At 42.9% G+C, this 21,345-nt stretch carries 23 protein-coding genes, 3 tRNA genes and 1 pseudogene; 9 read left to right on the top strand and 18 right to left on the bottom strand.

What is annotated here, in order from left to right; genetic code table 11:
• Positions 1-27: 27 nt before the first annotated feature.
• Positions 28-210 carry a hypothetical protein gene (locus tag ACO1B7_RS05430; RefSeq protein ID WP_004278555.1) on the bottom strand — a complete coding sequence of 61 codons (183 nt, stop codon included), beginning with the start codon at positions 208-210 and terminating at the stop codon, positions 28-30.
• A 155-nt stretch (positions 211-365) separates the two neighbouring features.
• Between ACO1B7_RS05430 and ACO1B7_RS05425 the strand changes: the two genes are divergently transcribed.
• Complete coding sequence (locus tag ACO1B7_RS05425) at positions 366-1,394, top strand: IS701 family transposase (protein ID WP_080591875.1); 1,029 nt, start codon at positions 366-368, stop codon at positions 1,392-1,394.
• Between the two features lie 97 nt (positions 1,395-1,491).
• Here ACO1B7_RS05425 and ACO1B7_RS05420 read toward each other — a convergent pair whose 3' ends face one another.
• Positions 1,492-1,665, bottom strand: coding sequence for a DNA gyrase inhibitor YacG (locus tag ACO1B7_RS05420; RefSeq protein ID WP_005267541.1), 174 nt, complete (start codon positions 1,663-1,665; stop codon positions 1,492-1,494).
• Between the two features lie 84 nt (positions 1,666-1,749).
• Here ACO1B7_RS05420 and ACO1B7_RS05415 point away from each other — a divergent pair, with 84 nt between their 5' ends.
• Positions 1,750-2,394 (top strand): class I SAM-dependent methyltransferase, encoded by a 645-nt coding sequence (locus ACO1B7_RS05415; RefSeq protein WP_171058375.1) that lies wholly within the window; start codon positions 1,750-1,752, stop codon positions 2,392-2,394.
• 4 nt (positions 2,395-2,398) lie between these two features.
• Complete coding sequence (locus ACO1B7_RS05410; RefSeq protein ID WP_005267536.1) at positions 2,399-3,598, top strand: TIGR03862 family flavoprotein; 1,200 nt, start codon at positions 2,399-2,401, stop codon at positions 3,596-3,598.
• Positions 3,599-3,734: 136 nt separating this feature from the next.
• Here the strand turns inward: ACO1B7_RS05410 and ACO1B7_RS05405 are convergent, their stop codons facing one another.
• Positions 3,735-4,322 carry a hypothetical protein gene (locus tag ACO1B7_RS05405; RefSeq protein WP_005267534.1) on the bottom strand — a complete coding sequence of 196 codons (588 nt, stop codon included), beginning with the start codon at positions 4,320-4,322 and terminating at the stop codon, positions 3,735-3,737.
• Positions 4,323-4,337: 15 nt separating this feature from the next.
• The gene (locus ACO1B7_RS05400; protein ID WP_005267531.1) at positions 4,338-5,114 is read right to left on the bottom strand and encodes a class I SAM-dependent methyltransferase; all 777 of its coding nucleotides are present in this window, start codon (positions 5,112-5,114) and stop codon (positions 4,338-4,340) included.
• A 113-nt stretch (positions 5,115-5,227) separates the two neighbouring features.
• Between ACO1B7_RS05400 and ACO1B7_RS05395 the strand changes: the two genes are divergently transcribed.
• From ACO1B7_RS05395 to ACO1B7_RS05385, 3 genes are all read left to right on the top strand, one after another.
• Positions 5,228-6,499: a hypothetical protein gene (locus ACO1B7_RS05395; RefSeq protein ID WP_005102952.1), complete on the top strand. Its 1,272-nt coding sequence runs from the start codon at positions 5,228-5,230 to the stop codon at positions 6,497-6,499.
• A gap of 125 nt (positions 6,500-6,624) precedes the next feature.
• Positions 6,625-6,822, top strand: coding sequence for a hypothetical protein (locus tag ACO1B7_RS05390; RefSeq protein ID WP_005102954.1), 198 nt, complete (start codon positions 6,625-6,627; stop codon positions 6,820-6,822).
• A gap of 87 nt (positions 6,823-6,909) precedes the next feature.
• Positions 6,910-7,866, top strand: coding sequence for a 2-hydroxyacid dehydrogenase (locus tag ACO1B7_RS05385; protein ID WP_005102955.1), 957 nt, complete (start codon positions 6,910-6,912; stop codon positions 7,864-7,866).
• Positions 7,867-7,930: 64 nt separating this feature from the next.
• Here ACO1B7_RS05385 and ACO1B7_RS05380 read toward each other — a convergent pair whose 3' ends face one another.
• The 8 genes and pseudogenes from ACO1B7_RS05380 to glyQ form a co-directional block, all read right to left on the bottom strand.
• Positions 7,931-8,413: a hypothetical protein gene (locus tag ACO1B7_RS05380; RefSeq protein ID WP_005102957.1), complete on the bottom strand. Its 483-nt coding sequence runs from the start codon at positions 8,411-8,413 to the stop codon at positions 7,931-7,933.
• A 229-nt stretch (positions 8,414-8,642) separates the two neighbouring features.
• On the bottom strand, positions 8,643-9,032 hold the full coding sequence (locus ACO1B7_RS05375; protein ID WP_004278545.1) for a hypothetical protein: 390 nt from the start codon (positions 9,030-9,032) through the stop codon (positions 8,643-8,645).
• 72 nt (positions 9,033-9,104) lie between these two features.
• Entirely contained in the window at positions 9,105-9,548 is a 444-nt protein-coding gene (locus ACO1B7_RS05370; RefSeq protein WP_423089887.1) for a hypothetical protein, read from the bottom strand.
• Positions 9,549-9,578: 30 nt separating this feature from the next.
• Positions 9,579-9,971 (bottom strand): annotated as a pseudogene (locus ACO1B7_RS05365) (transposase family protein); the annotation flags it as partial.
• A gap of 37 nt (positions 9,972-10,008) precedes the next feature.
• Positions 10,009-10,413 (bottom strand): transposase family protein, encoded by a 405-nt coding sequence (locus tag ACO1B7_RS05360; RefSeq protein WP_000669095.1) that lies wholly within the window; start codon positions 10,411-10,413, stop codon positions 10,009-10,011.
• Positions 10,414-10,836: 423 nt separating this feature from the next.
• Complete coding sequence (locus ACO1B7_RS05355; protein ID WP_017398057.1) at positions 10,837-11,007, bottom strand: hypothetical protein; 171 nt, start codon at positions 11,005-11,007, stop codon at positions 10,837-10,839.
• 67 nt (positions 11,008-11,074) lie between these two features.
• Positions 11,075-13,144: a glycine--tRNA ligase subunit beta gene (gene glyS / locus ACO1B7_RS05350; protein WP_005267524.1), complete on the bottom strand. Its 2,070-nt coding sequence runs from the start codon at positions 13,142-13,144 to the stop codon at positions 11,075-11,077.
• Positions 13,144-14,127 (bottom strand): glycine--tRNA ligase subunit alpha, encoded by a 984-nt coding sequence (gene glyQ, locus ACO1B7_RS05345; RefSeq protein ID WP_005102966.1) that lies wholly within the window; start codon positions 14,125-14,127, stop codon positions 13,144-13,146. Before glyQ ends, glyS begins: the two co-directional genes overlap by 1 nt.
• Before the next feature lie 312 nt (positions 14,128-14,439).
• Between glyQ and ACO1B7_RS05340 the strand changes: the two genes are divergently transcribed.
• On the top strand, positions 14,440-15,234 hold the full coding sequence (locus ACO1B7_RS05340; RefSeq protein WP_423089886.1) for a transglutaminase-like domain-containing protein: 795 nt from the start codon (positions 14,440-14,442) through the stop codon (positions 15,232-15,234).
• A 258-nt stretch (positions 15,235-15,492) separates the two neighbouring features.
• On the top strand, positions 15,493-16,602 hold the full coding sequence (locus ACO1B7_RS05335; protein ID WP_005102970.1) for an HPP family protein: 1,110 nt from the start codon (positions 15,493-15,495) through the stop codon (positions 16,600-16,602).
• A 37-nt stretch (positions 16,603-16,639) separates the two neighbouring features.
• Here ACO1B7_RS05335 and ACO1B7_RS05330 read toward each other — a convergent pair whose 3' ends face one another.
• Together ACO1B7_RS05330 and ACO1B7_RS05325 are read right to left on the bottom strand one after the other, a co-directional pair.
• Complete coding sequence (locus ACO1B7_RS05330; protein ID WP_004278537.1) at positions 16,640-17,020, bottom strand: hypothetical protein; 381 nt, start codon at positions 17,018-17,020, stop codon at positions 16,640-16,642.
• 405 nt (positions 17,021-17,425) lie between these two features.
• A complete protein-coding gene (locus tag ACO1B7_RS05325) occupies positions 17,426-17,701 on the bottom strand; it encodes a PspC domain-containing protein (protein ID WP_004278536.1) in 276 nt (91 codons plus the stop codon).
• A 244-nt stretch (positions 17,702-17,945) separates the two neighbouring features.
• Between ACO1B7_RS05325 and ACO1B7_RS05320 the strand changes: the two genes are divergently transcribed.
• Complete coding sequence (locus ACO1B7_RS05320) at positions 17,946-18,635, top strand: hypothetical protein (protein WP_005102972.1); 690 nt, start codon at positions 17,946-17,948, stop codon at positions 18,633-18,635.
• Between the two features lie 182 nt (positions 18,636-18,817).
• On the opposite strand, the gene ACO1B7_RS05315 is transcribed toward ACO1B7_RS05320, so the two are convergent.
• The 4 genes from ACO1B7_RS05315 to ACO1B7_RS05300 form a co-directional block, all read right to left on the bottom strand.
• Positions 18,818-18,893 (bottom strand) — tRNA-Lys (locus ACO1B7_RS05315).
• 75 nt (positions 18,894-18,968) lie between these two features.
• Positions 18,969-19,044: transfer RNA gene (locus ACO1B7_RS05310), tRNA-Lys, on the bottom strand.
• Positions 19,045-19,064: 20 nt separating this feature from the next.
• Positions 19,065-19,140: transfer RNA gene (locus ACO1B7_RS05305), tRNA-Lys, on the bottom strand.
• Between the two features lie 195 nt (positions 19,141-19,335).
• Positions 19,336-21,177 carry a long-chain-acyl-CoA synthetase gene (locus tag ACO1B7_RS05300; RefSeq protein ID WP_005102975.1) on the bottom strand — a complete coding sequence of 614 codons (1,842 nt, stop codon included), beginning with the start codon at positions 21,175-21,177 and terminating at the stop codon, positions 19,336-19,338.
• Positions 21,178-21,345: the final 168 nt, after the last annotated feature.

The raw sequence follows: 21,345 nt of genomic DNA, 5'->3' as shown, positions 1-21,345 counted from the left end.
AGACCAACATAGTTTGGTCTTTTATCTTTATTCTGAAAAGGGATTATTGCGAAGTTGTCGCGTTTGCATGTGTATGAGCCAAGCGGCAAAAGCAAAAAGCACACCCAATACAATAAATAAACTATCTTGTTGGAAAATGCCGACTCCCAACGAAAGAAGTGCGAGTAGACCAACCCCAATTAATATGACTCTTAAAATAATATAACCCATATTATTGCTCTAAAAATAATGTGAAAATTTAGAGTAGAACAATAATACTAAGGCTTTATGAAAGATGTTAATTCGTGTTGCTTTATCTAAGTAATTTTATAGGACTTACGCATTGACGGATTTAAAAAAGTCTCAAACTACTTTATAACGTATCTGTGATCAGACGAACTAAACATGCTTCTACAGCAACTTGTACATTACCCATTTATATGGGCTTTCTCATGACAGAACCAAACTCTATTAGCTGCACACAACTTGCCGAGACTTATAATATCTCGCATGACAGTGTAAATCGCTTTTTGGAGCGTGAAGACTACACAGCTCACGATCTATATCAAGAAGCAATTCAACACATTGATAATAATAAACTTATAGTCAGTATTGATGATACTGTTTTAGATAAGCCATATAGTCAACATATGGACTTAGTTAGCTATTTTTGGTCAGGTAAACACCACCGATCCGTCAAGGGTATTAATCTCATTACCTTGTATGCGACAGATCAACATGGCAAAAATATTCCAATTAATTTTCGAATTTATGATAAGTCAGAAAGTAAAACCAAGAATGATTACTTTATGGAGATGTTAAGTGAAGTACTCGATTGGGGTGCAAAGATTCAATTCATTACAGGTGATAGTTGGTATTCATCGACTGAAAATCTAAAAACCATAAGAAAACATGGTATTCGATTTATGTTTGGTGTCGACAGTAACCGTAAGGTTTCCCCTGAAAAAGGACAATGGTTTCAACTCCGTTTATTGCCGAATTTTCATCAGGGTCAAGTGGTCTGGCTCAAAGATGTTGGCTTTGTACAATTATTTAAGACTCAGTTAAAAGAACAGCAGAGATTTTATATTGTGCATCAAGATGAAGATGATTTATTGTCCTTTGATGGTTTTTATGAATTACATTCAAGTCATTGGAAAATAGAACAATATCATCGAGTAATTAAACAGGTTTGTCATATTGAAAAGTTTCAAGTAAGACGATCCAAGCTGATTTTGAATCATATTTTCTCAGCCTTGATGGCCTATGTTGAGATACAAAAGAACCAGTTTGAGCGGATCTTTGAAAATGTATATCGTTGGCAGAAGAAATTATTTAGACCAATTATCAAGAACTTTATTGATGAATTTATTCTCGATAAGAATCATCTGCTGCCACAGAAAATCTATAAATAATAGTGCGTAAGTCCTATTTTATAAAATTCATATGATTTATTTACTTAATTTCGACAAGATTGTACTTTCGGACATAAGTCTCGACAGGTAAGACATTTTATTCTTCGCTGTTGTCGGCTTGTGGTGCATCCTGGGTAGGCAAACTATATTCCTCATTGGCCCAGGCACCCAGATCAATCATCTTGCAACGTTCTGAACAAAAAGGACGGTAATCATTATCTTCCCAAGTGGCCAGCTTGCCACAGCGTGGACAGTTTAAAGTGGTAGGCATGGGACGACTCCAAAGAAAAATAAAGGTTCGATTAGGCAAATATAGCCGCACTTGTTAGACTTATGCGGTTTTTATTAGTTTGATCTGATTATGCCGATTCGTCAATTTCAAGCACAGCGTATGCATGCGCCCCGTGATTTTCAAAGCATCAGTCCTGAACCGGTCTGCGTCGAAGTGGGAGCGGGTAAAGGTAAACATGCCTTGTTATTCAGCAAGAACAATCCCGACACTCAACTGATTGCGATTGAACGTACCCGGGAAAAATTTCTGGCGATGCAAAAACAGCATGCTGTTGAAGGTCAAACCAATTTACAGACCGTTCATGCCGATGCTTTACCGTGGATCGTGCATGCACTGTATCCGGAGCAGGTAGAACAATTCTTTATTTTATATCCAAATCCTGAGCCGCATAATCCGGCGCAGCGCTGGGTCAATATGCCATTTTTTGAGTTCCTGCTTTCCCGCCTGAAAACCGGTGGAACGATTACGCTGGCCAGTAATATTCCTGCCTATATCGAAGAAGCAGAAATACAAGTGCGAGAGCTCTGGAAGCTACCTTTTGTCAAAGAAGTGATTGCTGCAGATTCGGCGCGTACCCATTTTGAAATTAAATATCTGGAGCGCGGTGAACTATGCCAGCAACTGATCATCAGCAAGCCTGAAATTTATGTGACACGTTTTGATGATTTCCAGCCTTTGCAAGGGCAGAATGCCACCGTCTCGGAATAATCAGATGAGCAAACGCATTGCTATTGTGGGCGCAGGCCCCGCAGGCTTAATGGCAGCAGAAGTGCTCAGTCAGTTTGATTATGAGCTGCATGTTTATGAGCAAAAACCGTCTGCTGCGCGTAAATTCCTGATGGCAGGCAAAACCGGTCTGAATATTTCCCATGCCGAGCCTGTGCCACAGTTTGTACAACGTTATGATCAGGTGGAGTGGTTGTCTCCCTGGATCAAACGCTGGGATGCGCTCTGGATTCAAGACTGGATGAAACAGCTCGGTATTGAACCTTATATCGGTTCGTCTGGCCGGGTATTTCCCACAGAGATGAAAGCCGCGCCCTTACTGCGTGCCTGGCTCAAACGTTTAGCCAGTGATGGCGTTCAGTTTCATTACCGGCATAAAGTCAGCCAGTTGCAGCAGCAACAGCTTGAGCTGCATGATCTGAAAAATAATGAACATCGCACTGAATATTTTGATGCCATTATTCTGGCTTGTGGTGCAGTGTCCTGGTCAGCATTGGGTAGTGATGGGGCATGGCAAGCCTGGCTGAAACCGGATGAAATTGAGCCATTTCAGGCCAGTAATGCTGGAGTGGAATATCCTTGGTCTCGGTTTATGCAGCCAGTTTTTGGTCAACCTTTAAAGCGTGTCGAGGCATGGGTTGGGCAAGGTGAAAAAACCATTGGCGATATCGTGATCAGTCATTATGGTCTGGAAAGTGGTCTGATCTATAAGCAGGGTCGTGGCTTACGCGAGCAACTAAAACAGGGGCAGCCTATGCAGCTGCATCTGGACCTATTCCCAAATCAAAGCATCGAACAGCTTGCACAAAAATTACAGCCAAGTAAGAAGCAGTCTTTAAGTAATGTCTGGCGTAAAGCCGGATTGGACGGTGCCAAGGCAGCTCTAGTACGGGAGCTGGTGGCCAAAGCATTATGGCAAGACGCTCATGAATTAGCCAAAAAAATTAAACATTTGACTATTCCACTCACAGGTTTCCGCCCGATTGAAGAGGCGATTAGCTGTGCAGGTGGTGTCAAGCGTGAAGTGTTGTCAGAACAGCTACAATTGAAATCTAACCCGCATGTATTTCTTTGCGGAGAAATGCTGGACTGGGATGCACCGACAGGCGGCTATCTGCTGACCGCCTGTTTTGCCACAGGGCGTGCAGCGGGTGAAGGCGTGCATCAGTTTCTGACAGCAGATTAAGTCATTTCTGGCGCTTCTGCTGAGATTCAGGCTCAGCAGAACAGGTCTTGCTCATCCACGCTGTTTTCAAACTGCCAGTTCAGCTTAGATTATTTTTGTATTTGATCTAAGCTGTGTGCCAATCTAGCCTCCTAGACTATTCCTTCACTTGCCGGGAAGCGGGTTCTTTCTTGGCGAGATCTGGATATTGCGAACGCCAGCGTTCCAGCTGTTCTTGGGCGTGTAGATATTTCCCTAGACCTTTGACATTCTCACTGGCTTCATTCACGGGCGCAGCTTGAGTCTTGGGAGTATTGAGTAATTTGTCCTGATGTTCCCAGTACTGATACATCAAGCCCTGAATATAGCGGCCCTGTTCGGTTTTCAGTTCTAAAGCCTTTAACATATTCAATGCTGACTGGACATGATCACGCTGACGTTGCTGGACAAATTCTTCTGTCATATTTTCATCATCGCGCATGCTGTTCAATTCTTTTTCCAGGTCACTACTCATTTCCTGAAAGCGCTGTTCATAATCTGTCAATGCGGCAATATCATGCGGATCATCAGCAGTTTTAGGGAAGTCTTTCAGCGGCTCAGTTTTCAGTTCCTGCATGACTTGATCTGAAGCTGTATTATCTGTTATCGCTTCAGTCGGAGTTTCGGTCGTTTTCTGGTCACATGCCATCAGCAGCATGGCCGCAGCGAACAACAGCGTTCGTGTCATTCCTGGTATTTTATGCATGATCGCCTCCTGTTTTTAATTACTTTTCTTGAACACATAAATATGGGTGACATAAGGAAAATCGATCATTTCCTCTGCGCTTTTGGCTGTATATTGCTGGATGATCTGTTCAAATTGTTGTTTTAACTGTGCTTGTTGCTGTACCGGCATGGCTGCAATAAAACTGGTCGAGAGCAGCCGTTTCGATACCACCTGCTCGACACTGCCATGCTGTTGTTGGGTCATTGTGGTTTCTGCATAAGGCTGAAATAGCGTTTGCTGTGCAAAGACCTTGCGCCAGGCGCCACTATGATAGCGTGGCGTATCGCCTTCCAAGGGGGCAATACAATCGGCCAAGGCCTGAACCCAGTCTGCCCGAGTATCGCGCTGATTCCAGATTAACACCAGATAACCCTGCGGTTTGAGTACCCGGTCTAATTCTTGTAAGGTAGCAGAATCGGCAAACCAGTGAAATGACTGTGCACAAAATACCGCATTCAGGCTATGATCGGGCAAGGGAAGTTGATGGCTAACGCCTTCAAGAGCATGAATGTCCGGATGCGCCTGTTTTAATTGAGCCAGCATTTCCGGGACAGGATCAATTGCGATAATGTGCTTACTGAGCGGGCGTAAATAGGGGATAAACTTGCCGGTGCCGCTGCCCAAATCCAGAAGATGCGCATCTACAGGCAAAGCCAGCGTTTCACTCAGCCATTGGCTGATTTCTGCCGGATAATCGGGACGCACTTGCTGATAGAGCTCAGCCGACGCACTAAAACCCCGTTTTGCTGCAGGATGTAATGATTGTGTCATATTTTGCGCTTTTTAATCTTTTTGATCGATATAAAATAGCATATTCACTTTTTTGACAGCGTTCATTGACTGAATTGTTGTGGAAGGGTTCGATTTACCAGCACGGGAAAGTTATGGACAAGCAGATTGTTTTTGAAGATGAACATATACGCGCGATTTTTATGCCGGGATCTTCTTCAGAACTAATTTTTTCATTTGGCGATTTGATTACCCGTGCCAAGGGCCTCAACATCAATGCAGAAAAGTCACTGGCGAAATTCGAGTTTAATGTGCTTGGCATTATGCCCAAGCATAAATCCTGGTTTCCGCAAGGTTCCATGTGGAACATGTTGCAAGCCATCGCAGATCTGATTGAGCCGTTTCAGCAGCGTATTGCCTATGGCGGTTCGATGGGCGGCTATGCTGCGATCAAGTATTCCCGTGCCTTGGGCGTACAACGGGTGGTGGCGATGGTGCCGCAATACTCGATCGATCCGGAAGATGTACATGATGCCCGTTATAACATGTTCTATCAGCCAGAGCTGAATACAAATATGCGGGTTGCAGCCGAAGATATCGACCCTGCGTGTGAATATATTATTGTCTATGATCCTTACTGTGCCGAAGATCGTGCCCATTATCTGAAATTAGAGGCGCTGATTCCGCATCATCATGTGCTGCATTTACCTTTTACCGGACATGATGCGATCGCAGTTTTGGCCAGTTCCGAATTGCTCTATGACTTTTTGGTGCATGAATATGAGCCAAGCTATTTCTATCAGAAAATGCGCCGGGTCAAGAAAAACAGCAAGTTCTATTATCGCAAGGTGATTGAAAATGTCTTGCCACGACACCGCATGGCTTTGGGACACATTCTGAAAAATAACGATCTGCAACTGGATAACCAGTTTTTTGATGCCAGCCAGAAACAGGTGATTTTGCGGGAACTGTTACGCAATAAACAGGTTGATCAGCATGACCTGCTCAAACTGGGCATTCATGTGAATTTGCCGCAGGAAAATCGTCAGTTGCTGTTGGACCAGTATGGGCATGGTCTGGTATTTAATGTCATCAGCCATAAAATCGAAAGTTATGCAGAAGGTGCAATTGCCCTGAACCATAAATTCCTGATTCCAATTTATGCCAAAGGTAATGGTTTATTGAGTATTAACCTGAATGATGAACGTTATCTGGTGGTGATGAATGACCGGCATATCATGAAGCTGATCAAGGAACAGGATGAACTCAGTCTGGGCATGCACCCGATTTTAATGAAGCGCTATAGTGATTTTTATATGTTTAGCTATAAGCAGCTGAATCTGAGTACCAATGAATATGGTGCTGCTGCTTTTATCGACGATAGTGACAAAAATACGCAGTTTGTGACGCACAGTGAGACAAATTAACTGAAAATTTTAATAAAAAACAATTACTTGACTTGTTATGGGCTTGGCATAATATAGAGATAAGCGGTATAAATAATAAACCAATTATATCGTTCCCGATGGTTGAAACGAAGAAGGGGATCTCTATGATGCAAGCGACTCGGATGATGCAAGTATGTTTTATCTTCGGTTTGGTTCTACCCAATCTGGCGCATGCAGAAACTGTGCATCCTGCAGTGATTATGGTCAGTGCATCCGTCATTTTTATGATTATTCTATCCGTGTATGTGGTGTATCGAATCCGCAAGTCATTACGTAACTATATGGATAAACCGCTGGATTAATTGTTCCAGTGGAAACAGGTTGAAAAGCCTTAATGACTTGTTTTAAATGACACACATAAATTGTCAAACAGGATTGAGGGAACAGCCATGAAAGCCGTTTATTTAGACTATGCTTCTTTAGACCAGCAGGATTTGGACTTTCAGGCACTGCATGCCGCATTTGATCCACTTGTTTTGTATCCGGCGACCTCGGCTGCCGAGATTGTATCCCGTGTAGCTGATGTCGATGTCATCATAACCAATAAAGTCGTGATCGATGCAGCTACCATTCAACAATGCCCTGAGCTTAAACTCATTTTAATCTCTGCAACCGGTACCAATAATGTCGACCTTACGGCGGCCAAAGCACGTGGGATCGTGGTGTGTAACTGTCAGGCCTATGGTACTTCGGCAGTCGCGCAGCATACGATCATGTTGATGCTCAATCTGGCGACTTCATTCTTGTCGTACCAACGTGTATTAGAACAAGGCGAATGGCAAAAAGCCAGCCAGTTCTGTTTGCTGGATGCGCCGATTGTCGAGCTGGCCGGAAAAACACTAGGCATTGTCGGTTATGGCGAATTGGGTCATGCGGTGGCGAAACTGGCCGAAGCCTTTGGCATGAAAGTTCTCATTGCTGTGCTGCCAAACCGTCCGGCGGATGCATCGCGTGTGCCATTTGCCGAGCTGCTTGCTCAAGTCGATTTTCTCAGTCTGCATTGTCCACTCACTGAGGATACCCGACATTTAATCAGTCATGCTGAACTGGATGCAATGAAAAGCAGTGCATTTTTAATTAACTGTGCGCGTGGTGGTATTGTCGATGAAGCTGCTTTGGCTGAGGCTCTGCGTGCATGCAAGATTGCCGGTGCTGCGACGGATGTTCTAACGGTAGAGCCACCGAAACAGGGTAATGTGCTACTCGATCCTACAATTCCGAACCTGATTGTGACACCACATAATGCCTGGGGCAGTGTCGATGCAAGACAACGCATTGTGGATCAGATGGTGGAAAATGTAGAAGCATTTAAACAAGGTCAGCCGATCCGACAGGTCAATTCATAGACCGCGTTGATACAAGGTAATAGTTTTATTTTCTAAAAATAAAAAAGCCCATTACGGGCTTTTTTTATAAATCGGTTACCGCATAACTGGTGGCTGAACCTGAACCAGATTGAGGCTGCATTTTTGGGGTGGTTGTTTGCTGTGGGGCAGCAGAGGGCTCACTTAAAGGCTGCTGAACAATAGCCGCCTGCTGTGAATTGCCACGCCAGACTTCTTTGGTCTGCTGGATTTTCTGACCGGTTTGCTGGGCTGCCTGAGTTGCACCCTGATCTACTTTTTGCAGTGTTTCCGAGGTTGCAGATTTGGTATTGCTCCAGGCCCGGTCTACCCCCGGCTTGATTTTGGCAATGCCTTTTTCCGTTGCTTCACCGACTTTCTCGGCGGTATTAATCACGCCTTCTTGTGCTTTATAGGCAAACACATGCAGCAAGTTCGGATTTTCACCATAGGGTTTAACCGGTTTGGCAGACTGAGTCGTGGTTTGTGCGAATGCTGGAACAGAAAGCATTAAAGCTGTCGTTAAAATAATTGGGGTTTTGATATTCATTATGGATCGACCTCGAATTCGTCTAAGTGCGGTCTGAGTTTGTTTTTCAGTGTAACGGATAATTGGTCAAAAACAATGAATATCCTGTGAAGAGTGCAGAGCTTTCAGGTTGATCTGTGCCGAAATATTGTAATTTTTAAAGAAAGGGCAGTAGAAATTAGCCCAAGTGTCGAATTGATTTTTAGCAAAATAAAAGCCCTGTTCTTAGACTAGAAACAAGGCGATCTTTTTAATCACATTGTGTCAGGGCATCTTTGGCGAAATGTTCGCGTAAGCTGACAAAGTTCTTCTGTACCCCTGCATCGTGCAGGTCAAATTTTTGTGCAGTGCTAGTACCGTCGCGCTGGAAAGTCGCTGAGCCGGCATCGATTAGAGTCATACCTTTAAATGACCATTGTTCAATGACACGGTTATTGCCAATATCACCGGTGAATTCAATCACGCATTTGTCGAGGAATTTGGTCAGTTTTGCCTTGTTGTTGGTGGTAGCTGGAACAACTTCGAGGTTTTGGACTTCCTGTAAGACGCCAACCTGAAGCTGTGGGATTTTTGGTGCAGATGTACAAGCTGTAACTGCGATACTCGCAAGACCAGTCAGAATGAGTGTTTTAAATTTCATATGATTCTTTCTTGTTGAGTGTTGTTAGGTTGAGTATAGGGAATCGGTTAGAAAATGACTATAGCTCAATGATTAACGATTCCAATCCTGCGTACGAATACGACCAGTTTGATAATAAATTGAGACTAATTCAATAAAATTTTTAAAGTCGGAATTTTCATTTAAAATTCGATTTATTGATTGCCAATCCACTTCTGGTCTCCGGCGAGCAGGAAGCAAAATTTCGCTTTCAGTAGGATTTTCAGGAATTAAAATTATTACACCAATACCATGGAGGGCTGAGAGCATACGAAGTTCTTCTTCAACTTCATTGGTAGAAATTGAGGTCGCAACTAAATATCCTTCATTTGCCCAACTAGAATTACTTACTGCTTGGAAAAAACTACTTCTAATATTTGAGTTATTTAGTTCTTTTTTTACCTCGAATGACCAAAGTCGAACATTTTGTCCAGAACTATGCTTTACACAAGTTTTAACTAGATCATTCCATTTATTATCTAATGCTTGCATTGCCACAATAGACTTCCTTCATAAATCATTTTTCAATCAATTTAATTGTTTATCTTTCACCCAATCTAAATTGTATATGCCAGCAAGTAAATTAAACCGCAGGTTTAATCTTTTACGACGATTTCTATATACACAAGATAAAATCTTAAAACATTTCATCCTTCCAAATACATGCTCTACTTGAATTCGTCTACGACCAATCTCTGTATTTAACTTTTTTAATTCAGAATCTAATTTTTCAGTTTTCTTTGCTTTAGATGGCATGAGGTATCCAAAACCCAATTTTTTTATCCCTAAATACCCCTTATCAACGATAAAAAAGGGCTTAAATTTTAATTTCCTCATACTTTTTTTAAATATTTTAAAATCATGCATGCTTCCATGACTTCCACATACACTCAGTATTTCACCTGTTGTATAGTGCATAGATAGCTGAAATTTAAAGGTATGTCGCTTTTTTTTACCGCTATACCATTTCTTCTGTTTTTTTTGGACGTTGAACTAATATTTCAGTTGCATCAATCACAACAACTTCCCAATCCACTTCATCTCGATTAGGAAGTTGTTTTGGCAAGTTAAATTTTCCAGAACGGATTAAGGTATCTTCAATAACACGTGTGATACGAATTGCACTCGTTTCAGATACACCGTAACTCATACCAAGATGGAAAAATGTTCGATATTCTCTCCAATATTCTATACATAAGAGCAAACGATCTTCCAACGGTAATTTATGCGGTCGTCCTTTACCAATATGACGAGGTAAATGCTTATTTAGCTCGGCCAACATGAGGTTAAATGTAGCCCAACTAACACCGGTAAGCCTACGAAACTTAACGTTTGATAATTTTTGAATATCTTTGAATTTCATCCAAGGATTATCTCTTGAATTAAATAATTTTGCTGATTAATTTAAGATCAAATAAATTGTACGTTTTTTGATTTATGACGGAAGTCTAATATCTGGATGTAGCCATTGATTACCATTTTGTCCTCTAGTATTTGATGATCTTTTTTCATCAATTCTTAATGTAAGCAAATTGAGTTCTTGGGATAGGTATTCTATCAATACAGGATATAAGTCATATTCTGAAAATATTTTTTCTTGAATCGATGGGGGATTATTGTCTTCTGCATCAATAATTAATGAATTATGGAAGTCAATTCCTTTTACTGGTGAAAGATTTGAAGTTGGTTCATACCAATATTGGCGTGGACTTGGTTTTTCTTGATATTTTACACAAGGATTATTTTGAATTAAGTCTGGGAAAATACTATATAACTCTCGAATAACTTATTGTTTAAAAGCACTTTCATTGTTTTCAAATTTAATATTATTTCTTTTCTCAATATAGTCTTGAGGATATGTAGCAATTAATTTATCAGCAATAAATCTAGCTGTAAATTTTTGGTTAGGATTAGATTTTAAAAATTCTAATGCTTTTTGTGCTTGTGATAATTTCATATTATTGAGAAAAATAAAAAACCCCACTATTTCTAGCAGGGTTTTAATTTTATTTCAAATGTCTGACTTAGTGCTGTAATACCGAAATATCAGCCACTTTCGTAAACAAGCCTCGAAGCTGCGCAAGCATACGTAAACGGTTTGCTTTCAGGTCAGCATCATCAGCCATCACCATGACGCCGTCAAAGAACGCATCCACTGGCGCACGAAGTGCAGCAAGTGCAGACAACGCAGCAGTATAGTCTTTAGCAGCAAATAACGGCTCAACTTGAGGCGCAATTTTAGCAAGTTCAGCGAACAATGCTTTTTCAGCATCTTCAACCAAGTTTGCTTCAACTACAGCACCTTCAGGAGCAGTTTCTTTTGCCAAAATGTTCGCAACACGCTTGTTTGCAGCAGCAAGCGCAGCCGCTTCAGGCAATGCGCGGAAGTGATTGACCGCATTTACACGCTTGTCAAAATCAAGTGGAGATTTTGGCGACAAGGCTTGAACTGCCTGAATCACGTCTACTGCAACGCCTTGGTCTTCGTATTTCGCACGGTAACGACCTTCAAGGAATGCCACAGCATCCGCCAAAGTCTTGTCGTGATCTTTCAATACATCGCCATAAGCAGCAAGTGCAAGTTTGATCAAATCTTCAATTGAAACATCAAGCTCGTTTTCAGTCACAAGACGCAAAATACCAATTGCAGAACGACGTAGTGCAAATGGGTCTTTAGAACCTGTAGGCGCTTGACCAATACCGAAAATACCTGTGAGCGTATCTAAACGATCCGCAAGAGCAATGGTTGTACCAGTTTTGGTTTTCGGTAAAACGTCACCTGCGAATTTAGGTAAGTATTGCTCACCTAAAGACTCAGCCACTTCCGCATTTTCACCTTCAAGACGTGCGTAGTAAGTCCCTGCAATCCCTTGAAGTTCAGGGAATTCACCCACAAGCTCAGAGGTTAAATCGCATTTTGCAAGAAGTGCCGCTTTTTCAGCATCTTCCGCTTTTGCACCTGTAATAGGCGCAAGCGCAACAGCCAATTTTGCAATACGTTCAGACTTGTTCCAAAGCGTACCAAGCTCTGCTTGGAACACCATGTTCGCAAGTTTTTCTTTACGAGACGCAAGCGGTTGCTTTTGATCTTGCAAGAAGAAGAATTCAGCATCAGACAAACGTGGGCGAACCACTTTTTCGTTACCTTCAATAATTTGTGTCGGGTCTTTCGACTCAATGTTTGACACAGTAATGAAGTACGGTTGAAGTTTATTGTCGCTATTCACCAAACAGAAGTATTTTTGGTTGTCCTGCATCGTCGTAATTAATGCTTCTTGAGGAACAGCAAGGAAGCGTTCTTCAAAGCTTGCACGTAGCGCAACAGGCCATTCAACCAATGCAGTCACTTCGTCACGAAGATCACTTGGTACAATTGCGATGGCATTCACTTCATCCGCCAATGCTTTCACTTGTTGGTCGATGATCGCTTGACGCTCTTCAAAAGAAGCCACAACATGCGCTGCTTTTAACTTCGCAAGGTATTCGTCAGCATGCGCTAAAGTGATCGCTTCAGGCGCGTGGAAACGGTGACCATACGTCACGTTACCCGCTTTATGATCTTGAATGGTTGCATCAATCACATCGTTATCTTTTAACAACACCACCCATTTTACGGGACGTACGAATTCAGTACGGCTTGCCGCAGAACGCATACGTTTTGCAATTGGAAGATTGTCCAAAGCATTTTGTAAAATTTGTGGTAGTAAAACGTCAAGGCTTTGACCTTTCACGTCTTTCAAGAAGCATACTTTTTCAACTTTACCCGCTTGGAAAGTCGAAACTTGGTCAACTGTGATGCCTTGACCACGCATAAAGCCTTCAAGGGCTTTAGTCGGGTTGCCTTCAGCATCAAATGCAGCTTGCTTCGCAGGGCCATCAAAACGTTTTTGTGTATCTGCTTGCGCAGCATCAACGTTGACGATTTTAAGTGCAAGACGACGTGGTGCTGCATAGGCTGCGATTGAATCGAAAGCAAGACCAGCATCTTTTAAGCCTTTTACGGTTTCTGCATGTAAGGCATCACGTAATTTTTTCAGGCTTTTTGGTGGAAGTTCTTCACAACCCAATTCGAACAAAACGGTATGTTTAGACATTATTTGCTCTCCTTGTTTGCTTCTTTCGCTTCTGCTTCAACTTGCGCTTTTAATTGTGCCAACACTTCATCACGTAATGCAGGTTCAGCCATTGGGAAACCAAGTTCCGCACGTGCAGCCACATAACTTTGTGCAATTGAACGTGCCAAGGTACGTACACGTAAAATATAACGTTGACGTTCAGTCACAGAAATCGCGCCACGCGCATCCAATAAGTTGAAGCTGTGTGATGCTTTCACGACTTGCTCATATGCAGGAAGTGGAAGTTTCGCTTCAATTAAGCGCGTTGCCTCAGCTTCGTAAAAATCGAACAATTCAAACATTTTTTCAACGTTGGCATATTCGAAGTTATAGGTCGATTGTTCCACTTCATTTTGATGGAATACATCACCATACGTTACCGTACCGAACTGACCTTTGGTCCAAACCAGATCGTAAACCGAATCTACACCTTGCAGATACATCGCAAGACGTTCAAGACCGTAAGTGATTTCACCAGTCACTGGGTAGCATTCAACACCACCGACTTGCTGGAAGTAGGTGAACTGAGTCACTTCCATACCGTTTAACCAAACTTCCCAACCTAAGCCCCAAGCACCCAGTGTTGGAGATTCCCAGTTGTCTTCTACGAAACGAATGTCGTGTACCAGTGGGTCAATACCAATCGCTTTTAATGAATCAAGATAAAGCTGCTGGATGTTGTCCGGGTTTGGCTTAAGCACCACCTGGAATTGGTAATAATGTTGCAAACGGTTCGGGTTTTCACCATAACGGCCATCTTTCGGACGGCGTGACGGTTGAACGTAAGCGGCATTCCAGGTTTCAGGACCCAGCGCACGAAGGAAAGTCGCAGTGTGGAATGTCCCTGCACCCATTTCCATATCATAAGGTTGCAAAATGACGCAGCCTTGCTCCGCCCAGTAAGTTTGTAAGGCAAGAATTAAGCCTTGGAAGGTATCAATATGCGATATGGCGCGACTCATGGTCATCCACTTAAAATTAGAGAAAAATTGTGCTCAATTATAAGGACTTTGCAGGGGAGTGGCAAAGGGTTAATGTGGGGATACTTTTCTGAAAAAAATAAAACAGGCTTAAAGGATACGCGGTATTTAGAGTCTTACTGCATTTTTAGCTTGGCTGGTCGATACGGGCCGAGCTGAAAATCAGGAATAAACCAGATGTATGGCATGCCGTTAACCGGAGAGTCATAAAGTTCAACGGATCTCATACGATTGCTGCTCTAAAATTAGTTTAATATTCACGCAATATAATAATGCTTAAAAATAAGGAACTTCATGACCACTTACCAAATTCAGTGCCATTTAAAATACAAGGTCGTGCAACCGACAGAATTTATTTTTATGCTTCAGGCGGCACATCATTCCGATCAGAAGATTCTCGAAGAACAACTCAGCTTTAATCTGCCGTTGGTATGGCATGAATTTCAGGATGCTCAGCATCAAAATCGTCATATCCGGCTACAGGTCGAACCCTGTGAGACTTTTGAGCTGAATTATACGGCGACAGTAGTCCATCATCCGAGCCTCTCTCTGGAACTTCAGCAGGGTCTGAAAGAAGTGGCCATTCCTGAGCTGCCCGATGAAGTATTGCCTTATTTGCTGGCCAGCCGTTATTGCAATTCGGATTTATTGCTGGAAATGGCGAAACGCTCATTTGGCTGGATGACACCAGGTTATACTCGGGTCAAAGCCATTGAACAGTGGATTTATAACAATATTTTTTATGTGTCTGGCAGTTCTGACCAGTTTACCACTGCCACAGATGTACTGGTGCATCGTGCAGGCGTATGTCGTGACTTCGCCCATTTAGGCATTGCCCTGTGCCGTGCCTTGGGAATTCCGGCACGCATGGTGGTCGGTTATGTGGAAATTGAAAAGTTTTTACCCGATTTTCATGCCATTTTTGAAGCCTATTTAGACGGTGGCTGGGTGCAGTTTGATCCGACCCGTTTGGCTCCGGTCGAAAATCTTATTCGGATCGGTACTGGAGTCGATGCCGGAGATGTGGCATTTTCAACCTATTATGGTGAGGTCGAACTGTTAAAAATCCAGCCCCTGATTCAAACCTGAATGAACGAGTAGGCCATAATAAAAACGATCTAGAAAATATCTAAGCAAAATGGTTTAAAAGGATTTATTCCATTTCAGAAGTAGGCGGAGATAGCACAGCCCCTATAAAAAATCTTGCTGAGTATTTTTAAGCTAAGCGAAATATTGTTTTAAAAAGCCTGCATTCGCGAATGATGAAAAGATGTAAAACACAGATGCCTTTCATCGGGCTTGGTTCTATAATGCCCAAAATCTATAAACAATAAGATTAGGCGCACTGTGTTTCACTCCCATCTCGACTGGCTCAATACCTTAAAACCGAATTTCAAAGTTCTTCCACTCAAAGACCGTTTGCTCTGCGGAGTTGGAGCACTATTGGGTTTGGTGGTTTCATCTTTGTTGAGTTTATGGATTCTGGGGGATTTTGAAGCCTGGTATATTGCCCCGATGGGCGCATCCTCGGTATTACTGTTTGCAGTGCCAGCCAGTCCTCTGGCACAGCCCTGGAATATTCTGGTCGGAAATACCATTGCTGCGGTGATTGGCGTGAGCTGTGCCTTGTTGATTGCCAGTCCGACTGAGGCTTTTAGTGTAGCCGTGGCCTTGGCGATCGTCCTGATGATGACCACAGATTCCCTGCATCCACCGAGTGGCGCCGTAGCGATTACCGCCGTGCTGGGTGGCCAGCCAGTACATGAACTGGGTTATGCCTTTGTATTTTATCCGGTGCTGCTCAATTCAATTCTGCTCATGGTGATTGCGATTGTCTTTAACCGGATGATTGGAAAGGATTATCCGCAGCAAGCCCAACTAAATACCCGCTCCAAAGATCCTACGCCCACCCAGAAAGTCACCATTCAACCGCAGGATATTCAGGAAGTCCTGGATCAGCGTACCGAGCTGCTGGACATCAGTGAATATGACCTGCAAAAAATTATTCTGGAGGCACAAAACCGCGCCAATGCGCGTGCAGTGCATGAATTTAGCTGCCAGGATATTATGACCAAGGATGTGGCAACCCTGCATGAAAATGATGATATTCAGCATGCACTGGACAAGTTCAAACAGATGAACCTGATGAGCCTGCCCGTCGTTAATGCCGATGAACAACTGGTCGGTACACTGGCAATGTATCAGGTGGTGGAATGGTTCAAGCGCGCTGCCGATGTGCGCAGTAGCTGGGAACATCAGGTCAAACATATCATGACCCGTAAGGTGATCACAGTGCAGCCTTTACAACCCATTCAGGATCTGGTGCCATATTTTGTCGAGCGTTCCTTCAACTATATTCCGGTGGTGAGCGAGCAGAAATTGGTGGGAATTATCAGCCGGGCAGACATGATTGCCGCACTCAATCAGGAGCTGAATCATTTTAAAATGAAAGCTTAAAACCGGATTAAAACAGAAGTTAACAGGCAGGGCGTGATCAACTCTGGTCAGCTTGCCAGCTGAGAAAACTGTAAAATAGTGCCATCGGCAGGGAAAAACACAGCAGAAACAAAAAATGGGAACTAAAATTTTCACTTGGAGGATGCGAGATATAAGCCAGAATCAGGGTTCCCAGTACGCAGCTCATTAAAATCGTGATGATATTAAACAGCTGATAATGGCATAGCAGCAGGTGAGTCACTAATAGAAAAGGAAAGACCATCACCCAGTAAGTCAGGCAGACAAAAAAGCTAATAAAAAGCGCTGCAAACAGACTCTTGAAAATGGAGAAAACCCCATAACTGACTTCATGAAATAGCGCATAAGGGAATAAAATTACAGCGATGATCAAAGGTGCAAGCGCGAGGTTAAATGTCATTTTCCAGGGAGAATTCTGGATCGGTCGGGATATGAACTGAAATATCTTATCCATAAATGATTTAACGCTTCTATGATTTTTAGACTATATGAAATTTATACTTTTTTATTTTTAGAGCATACACTTTTTACGATCAGCGACAGCTTAAAAATACGTTAAGTGAATGCTAAAAATATATTTAAGCAGATTTTTTTATATCAATCGCAGGATGCAGTTGATCTTGAATCAATCTGAAAGATAAACAGAGAGGCTAAAGCTCAGTCATCATAAAAGATAGGCAAAAAAAGCCACGATAACTTGGGGAAATTACCGTGGCATCAAAATTTCATCCCATTTAACCGGGGTGAAAGAGGAAGCTCTGCGATGAAACTGGTTAAGAACGCTTGTTAAAAATGACTGTACAGCTTAATAGCGTTTATCCTGATTCACTGTACGCACAGGATTTTGATAGCCCTGAGGTTGATGAACGCTGTCATGATCAATTCTGTACTGTTTTTTCGGCATGATTAACCACAACACCAGATAAACCAAAATACCCGGGAAGGCGGCACTCATGATTGAAATCACCACAAAAATTAGACGTAATAAATTTGCGTTCCAACCAAAACGTTCAGCAATACCACCCATCACACCTGCAATCATGTTTGAGCGGTTAGAGCGATATAAACCAACATTGGCCATTAAAATCTCCTGATTAAAAATAGGTGTGAATCCTAAAACTAGATCCATACTTAAAGAAATGGAGTTTGCTTAAGCTTTTTAAAGTGCTGATTAAAAATAAAATCGTTAAGTAATGTTAATAAAGATTAAAACCAGATCTAAGAGCTACTAACATAGTGAAAATTCTATTGAACTCTTGTGTAAAGTTCAGCAGCTTTGCTGTGTGCTTTTTGCTCGCCATTTTTCCTATTTAGGTTTATTAAAAATGAAATTGGATGTATCCCGTTGTACATTAAGCAGTTTTTTTAAATGTAGCCTGGTGTTGGGGAGTATGGTGATTTTGCAGGCTTGTGATCAGCAGCAAGTCAAACCTGAACAGGAAAGTCAGGCGACCTCAGAAGAAGGTGTTAAAATTTCCGCTGCCAATACAAAGGCCGATGTAGTGACCGTCAGTGCCAAATCCTTAACTCAGGTCGCAGGGCAGGCGACTCTTCCGGCAGAAGCTGATTTAAACCCGGCAACTGTACCAGAGGATGCCAAGGCGTTTATAGGCCGCTATCATACTGAAATCGACTGTGATGGCCGCTTTGCGCCTTGTACTGAAGGCAAGGCAGAATTTATTTTGACTTTACTACCGGACGGTACGGTGCATCGCAGCATTTTACAGTATGGCAAAGTATTTATTGATAATACCAAAAACAGCACGGCTCACAATATCACCTACCGTAAAGACCGCTGGTTTATCAATCCGGAACGTACCGATGTGGTGGTGAATCTCAAAGAAGGGGCGAGCTTTTACTATAAGATTAAAGATTCAAATCACTTGGTCATGAATCTGGAAAAAATCTATAGTGAAAAGGAAAGAACCAACCGGGAACTATTTGATCGCGGCTATCCGGCACCTTCAAAAGCCTATGAACTGGTCAAAGACACATCCTTTCATATTCAAAAATAATGCCCGATAAAAATCGGCTGATCTGGTCGAAAGCTTAATTCAAATACGATTTAGATTAGACAATAAAGGCGAGTGGTGGGGACGCGTGAGCATAAAATCTAGGCGCAGAAATACACGACCAAAACATCGCAATTTAATTAAAATATCATGAGGGAAATCAGAGAAACATTCTAAGGGAAGAATGGTGGGTCGTCCGCGATTCGAACGCGGGACCAACGGATTAAAAGTCCGCTGCTCTACCAGCTGAGCTAACGACCCTGAGGAATAAAAATGATAATGACCATTTTTATGACGCAAGAGTGTGGTGTACTTTTACGTGATCCTTTCGGAAGATGGTGGGTCGTCCGCGATTCGAACGCGGGACCAACGGATTAAAAGTCCGCTGCTCTACCAGCTGAGCTAACGACCCATCAAGGAATATCAAATAAGTGGTGGGTCGTCCGCGATTCGAACGCGGGACCAACGGATTAAAAGTCCGCTGCTCTACCAGCTGAGCTAACGACCCTGAACCATCATTCAAACCAGGTTTGAATGTGCAGTGCAAGTCAAGCTAAATAGCTTAAAGCACCACTTTGTTTGATGGAGCGTATTGTAGCAAGATCTCATTTCAGCGCAAGCAAAAAATAACAAAGTTGCCCATGTTTGATTATAAATACAACAATTATGCTTTATCTAAACAAAAAATAGGCAACTTCAGTACTTAGAAGCGATATTGATAGGCCTGAATATTGGCAAAAATCTCTGCGGTGAGCTCGAAATATGCCGTTGCACCTGGCAATAACACCAGCAGGCGTTCATCGGTTTTACTCGGATCAAATGCTTGCTCTTTCAATTTATTTTTCTGATATTTAAAGGTGCCTGTGGTTTCAACTTGCTGTTGTACGCGTAAAAATACTGGTACTGCATAAGCTGGTAAGCATTTTTTAAAGCAAGCGGCCATGGCTGCTAAATCTGCATCATCCAATTTTACATCGGGTTGCAGGGTAATCGCGGCCATACCGGCACGACCATTGGTATTGGGAATTTCTACGCCATACACCACCGCTTCAACGATTTTGTCATACTCGGTCAGCATGTTTTCCACTTCAGTTGTAGAAACATTTTCCCCTTTCCAGCGGAAAGTATCACCCAGACGATCGACAAACTGCGCATGACGGAAGCCGATATTACGCATCAGATCCCCGGTATTGAAGTAAGCATCACCTTTGGTAAATACATTCTGCATGATGACTGACTTGTTTTTTTCGAGGTCGGTATAGCCATCAAAAGGTGAACGACGGGTGATTTTACCAATCAGTAAACCAGTCTCGCCCTTTTTCACCCGTTTACAACGGCCTTTAAGGTCTCGTACCGGCTCATTTTTATCTTTATCAAAGGCAATAATGGCATACGGTGTGGGTGAGAAACCGACGGTATTGTCAAAATTGAAAATATTGCTAAAACCGACATTGCCTTCACTGGAGGCATATAGTTCCAGCACTTCCTGAATGCCAAAACGGAATTTAAATTTATCCCAGATATTTGGGCGCATCCCATTTCCAATCATCTTGGTCACGCGGTGGCCTTTTTCCAGTTCAGATGAGGGAGCATCCATCAGATAGCGGCACAGCTCACCGACATAACCAATCGCAGAGGCATCAAATTTTTGTACATCCTTCCAGAAAGAGGAGGTCGAAAATTTACGCCGAATCGCCAGGGTGCTGCTACCTGCAATGACACCGCACCAGCACACCACCATGCCTGTGGCATGATAAAGCGGCAGGGTACAGTACATCACATCATCTTGATTGAGGTTTAGCACATGCCCATAGGTGCCATAAGCGAGCGTCCAGCGGCCATTGGTAAAGATCACCGCTTTAGGTAGGCCCGTCGTGCCCGAGGTGTAAATATAGAACAGCCCGTCTTTGCCCTGCACCGAATGGGTGGTTGATGGATTGACTTTGGGAGCAAGATCGGTTTTTTCAGCCAGGTTGATAAAGCCTTCAGGCGCCTGACCCGGATCGGCTTGAGTATTTTGATCCGCAAACCAGTGTAAGCGGTCACTGCTAATATTCAGGTCATTACGAATCTCGTTAACTGCATGACGGCACTCTTCGCCGACAATCAGGGCAATCGGTTTGACCAGGTTGATACTATGCGTCAGCACCTTGCCGACTTGAGAGGTATTCACTAAAGCGGTCGTCACACCCAGTTTGGCCAGACCAATTACACTGGCAATCAGTTCAGGACGGTTCTCGACCATCACGGCAACGACATCACCTTTCTTGGCACCCAAGGATAGATAGAAATGGGCAATCTGGTTGGCCCAGGCATTGAGAGCAGCATAGCTATAGCTTTGCTCTTCAAAACGCAAGGCAATGCCTTCCGGGTTACGCTTGGTGGCTTTTTCAAAAGCCAGACCCAGGCCGGCCGGTGTGTTCGGAGTACGTAAATATGCCTGTCTTAGACCAGTGAGCAAATTGGGCACTTTGGTCAAGAAAGCCGGGATTTTGGCAGCGACATCTGCAATCCCAATCAGATCGTGTGGTTTCATTTGGGTCATGAGAATCCTATTTATTTTTCGTATCCGATACGTTCAATTTATATACAGTAGACGAGCTAGCCATCTTTTAGCGTTAAAACACTAGTGCAATCAACCTATTCTGACTAAATCTAGCAAAAAAAACCTAGTCACCGAAATGACTAGGTTTTTTTATATGACTGCAATTGA

The sequence above is a fragment of the Acinetobacter lwoffii genome (genome assembly GCF_049367455.1).
Lineage (GTDB): Bacteria > Pseudomonadota > Gammaproteobacteria > Pseudomonadales > Moraxellaceae > Acinetobacter > Acinetobacter lwoffii_W.
This window is presented reverse-complemented; position numbering and strand designations above follow the sequence as displayed.

Coding starts and splice junctions, on each gene's coding strand:
- ACO1B7_RS05430 (WP_004278555.1), bottom strand. CDS start 210: ATGGGTTATATTATTTTAAGAGTCATATTAATTGGGGTTGGTCTACTC.
- ACO1B7_RS05420 (WP_005267541.1), bottom strand. CDS start 1,665: ATGCCTACCACTTTAAACTGTCCACGCTGTGGCAAGCTGGCCACTTGG.
- ACO1B7_RS05410 (WP_005267536.1), top strand. CDS start 2,399: ATGAGCAAACGCATTGCTATTGTGGGCGCAGGCCCCGCAGGCTTAATG.
- ACO1B7_RS05405 (WP_005267534.1), bottom strand. CDS start 4,322: ATGCATAAAATACCAGGAATGACACGAACGCTGTTGTTCGCTGCGGCC.
- ACO1B7_RS05400 (WP_005267531.1), bottom strand. CDS start 5,114: ATGACACAATCATTACATCCTGCAGCAAAACGGGGTTTTAGTGCGTCG.
- ACO1B7_RS05395 (WP_005102952.1), top strand. CDS start 5,228: ATGGACAAGCAGATTGTTTTTGAAGATGAACATATACGCGCGATTTTT.
- ACO1B7_RS05390 (WP_005102954.1), top strand. CDS start 6,625: ATGATGCAAGCGACTCGGATGATGCAAGTATGTTTTATCTTCGGTTTG.
- ACO1B7_RS05385 (WP_005102955.1), top strand. CDS start 6,910: ATGAAAGCCGTTTATTTAGACTATGCTTCTTTAGACCAGCAGGATTTG.
- ACO1B7_RS05380 (WP_005102957.1), bottom strand. CDS start 8,413: ATGAATATCAAAACCCCAATTATTTTAACGACAGCTTTAATGCTTTCT.
- ACO1B7_RS05375 (WP_004278545.1), bottom strand. CDS start 9,032: ATGAAATTTAAAACACTCATTCTGACTGGTCTTGCGAGTATCGCAGTT.
- ACO1B7_RS05360 (WP_000669095.1), bottom strand. CDS start 10,413: ATGAAATTCAAAGATATTCAAAAATTATCAAACGTTAAGTTTCGTAGG.
- ACO1B7_RS05355 (WP_017398057.1), bottom strand. CDS start 11,007: ATGAAATTATCACAAGCACAAAAAGCATTAGAATTTTTAAAATCTAAT.
- glyS (WP_005267524.1), bottom strand. CDS start 13,144: ATGTCTAAACATACCGTTTTGTTCGAATTGGGTTGTGAAGAACTTCCA.
- glyQ (WP_005102966.1), bottom strand. CDS start 14,127: ATGAGTCGCGCCATATCGCATATTGATACCTTCCAAGGCTTAATTCTT.
- ACO1B7_RS05340 (WP_423089886.1), top strand. CDS start 14,440: ATGACCACTTACCAAATTCAGTGCCATTTAAAATACAAGGTCGTGCAA.
- ACO1B7_RS05330 (WP_004278537.1), bottom strand. CDS start 17,020: ATGACATTTAACCTCGCGCTTGCACCTTTGATCATCGCTGTAATTTTA.
- ACO1B7_RS05325 (WP_004278536.1), bottom strand. CDS start 17,701: ATGGCCAATGTTGGTTTATATCGCTCTAACCGCTCAAACATGATTGCA.
- ACO1B7_RS05320 (WP_005102972.1), top strand. CDS start 17,946: ATGAAATTGGATGTATCCCGTTGTACATTAAGCAGTTTTTTTAAATGT.
- ACO1B7_RS05300 (WP_005102975.1), bottom strand. CDS start 21,177: ATGACCCAAATGAAACCACACGATCTGATTGGGATTGCAGATGTCGCT.